This is a genomic window from Streptomyces aurantiacus, from assembly GCF_001418335.1.
Taxonomy (GTDB): Bacteria; Actinomycetota; Actinomycetes; order Streptomycetales; family Streptomycetaceae; genus Streptomyces; species Streptomyces aurantiacus.
In genome coordinates this window covers 1-2,602 of sequence record NZ_LIPP01000544.1, presented here as the reverse complement: position 1 = coordinate 2,602, position 2,602 = coordinate 1, and the positions used below count along the sequence as shown (strand labels likewise).

Genomic DNA, 2,602 nt, shown 5'->3' with positions numbered 1-2,602 from the left:
GCCCCCGTCCGCATGCACGTCCCTGTCCGCGTGTACGTCGCCGCTCGCGTGTACGTCGCCGGTGGCGCCGTCGACCGTGAGGCGGGAGCCCGGCGGGAACCGGAGTACGGCGTCCGTGGCCCCGACGACGGTCGGCAGGCCGAACTCCCGTGCCAGCACAGCCAGATGGGACAGCGGGCTGCCGGTCTGCGCGACGAGTCCCGCGAGTCCGGGCAGGAGCGGTGCGAGCGCCGGGTCGAGCGTGCGGACGACGAGCACCGGGTCCGACGGCCGCGGGCCGACGGCGTCCCAGGCCGTACCCGCGGCCCGGCCACCGGCCACGCCCTGCCCCTCGTCCGCGCCTCCACCTCTGCCCTTGCCTCTGCCCTTGCCTCTGCCCTTGCCTCTGCTCACGGGGCGCTCGGCGACGACCGTGCCACCCTCCGCGAGCCGGAACGCGTCGGGCAGAGGCGCGGACACGGCCCGTGGCAGCCGCTCCCCGAAGTCGCCGGGCAGGAAACCGTGTTCGAGTGCCTCGACGAGCTCCGGCCAGCGCAACAGCCCCACCTTCGACCCGGCCGGCACGGCAGAGGCGTCCGGGGCATCCTCCGGACCGGGCAGTCGCCCCGCGGCGTCGCGGACCAGCCGGACCTGGAGTTCCTGCACCCAGCGGATACGCAGGCGCAGGGCTTCACGAGGAGGCAGCGAGGCCACCGCTGACCTGGTGGGGAGGGAGTCCGTCGACCTCGTGGGGAGGGGATCCGTGCTCGTGGCCGTGCCTGTGCCTGTACCTGTGCCGGCGAGGGTTTCCGGAAGCCTCACTTCCCGGCTCAGAGTGGGTGGTACCAGGGCGAGTACCAACGGTTGCGCGGCCACCAGCCGCCGGTCCGGTACGCCGAGAGCGCGGGCCCGCGTGAGGGCGGTGAGGGCCGCGCCCGCGGCCGTCGTCCGGTCCTGGGCCAGCAGGGCACCGGCGAGCGCCTCCTGCGCGTGCAACGAGACCAGGACGGTACGGGTCCAGCGCAGGGCGGCGACGAGTTCGCGGCGGGTGAGCCGGTCCGGGGGCGGCGTCCGGGCGAGCCGGCGGTCGACGTCGGCGACGAGATCCGTCGCGAGGCCGGGCAGCGCCGAGGCCAGCCGGCCCACCCGCCACGCGGCGGCCAGCCTGCGGGCGCCCGGCGTCGGATTGAGCAGCGCCGGCCACCGGTGCCGTGGCGGGGCGGCGCCCAGCAGCCGCAGATCCGCCGCGGCCCGGCCGCCGACCGTCGTGACGACCGGCAGCGCGCGCAGCTGCCGCCGTGGTGCGGTGCCCCCGATGTCGAGCGCGGCGGCCAGCCCCCGTGCCATGGGCGCGACCCACAGGTCCTCTTCGAGCGGCTCCAGTTGATTCGGCAGGGTCTCCGCGACCGGGCCGGGGCCGAGCAGTCGTGCCCCGCGCGCGGGCCGCGCCGCCATCGCCGTGATGGGGCGGCTCTGGAACAGCCACAGCCGTCCCGCCTCGTCGAACCCGAACTCGATGTCCTGCGGCCCGCCGAAGACCCCTTGCGCCTGTCGGGCCAGCCGCGCGAGCCGGCGCAGCTCCGACGCCCCGAGCAGGTGTTCGGCGCCCGCGGGCCCGGTGTGCGACAAACGGCCCCAGCGGCTCAACCAGTAACCCGTGCCGGGCTGTTCGCCGCTGACCAGTGAGTCGGGGCCGCCGCGCACCGCGCTCACCAGCATCCGGTCGGTCCGCCCCGCCACGGGATCGGCGCCGAACAGCACCCCTCCGACCCGGGCCGCGAGCATGGGCTGGACCAGCACGGCCATGGGCGCGACCGTGCCGTCAGGCCGGTGGGCCGAGTCGAGCACGGTGCGCACGGCCGCACGGAAGTCGTGCGGACCCCGAACGTCCAGCACGGACGCGAACTGGCCTGCCAGAGAGGACTCTTGGGTGTCCTCCTGCGGGGACGAGGACCGTACGACGAGGGAGAGGGCGCCGCCCTCGGAGAGCTCCTGCCAGGCGCGGCGCAGGCTTTCGGCCCCGCTGACCGCCGCATAGCCGTCCGCCGCATCGCTGTCCGCCCAGTCGACACCGTCCGCCCCCTCGCCGTGCGGCACGACGAAGCCCGGCAGTACGGGTAGTCCGGCCCTCGCCGCGCGGGCGAGATGCGCGGCCTTGGAACCGGCGAACGAGATGAGCGTGGCCCGTGGATCGCTCAAGGGGACTGCCCCCGCGTCGACTTGCGGGGGCCGCGTACGGGGCTGAACGCCGCGGGGTGCGCCTCGTTGCTCCCCGTCGCACGCGCTGTCTTCGTGACGTTCGTCAACCGTCGTCATCGAGCACCCTCCAGGACCGACCGCCAACAGGGGGGACGCGCGGGGGTGGCCCTGCGCCTGACGGCGGAACGAAGGATGGGGGTGAGTCGTTGCCGGACCGACCGCGATACGGCCGCGTCAACAACACGCCTCCTGAAGCAGATGATCCCACTCTGTGCGGTGTTTCATGCCGTCAGCGGGGCATCTTCCGGCCAACCGCCCCTCTGCCCCACCTGGTCCCACTCGTCTCACCTGCTTCTTCCACCTGCTCCACCTGCTCCACCGGCTCCGTCCGGCCCGGAGAGGCGGGGCAGGGCGGGGGCAGGAC

1 protein-coding gene is annotated in these 2,602 nt (G+C 74.9%); it reads right to left on the bottom strand.

What is annotated here, in order from left to right:
- Positions 1 to 2,178: PEP/pyruvate-binding domain-containing protein (locus AOK01_RS40075; RefSeq protein ID WP_063792954.1), on the bottom strand; the 2,178-nt coding region annotated here is incomplete at its 3' end.
- Positions 2,179 to 2,602: the final 424 nt, after the last annotated feature.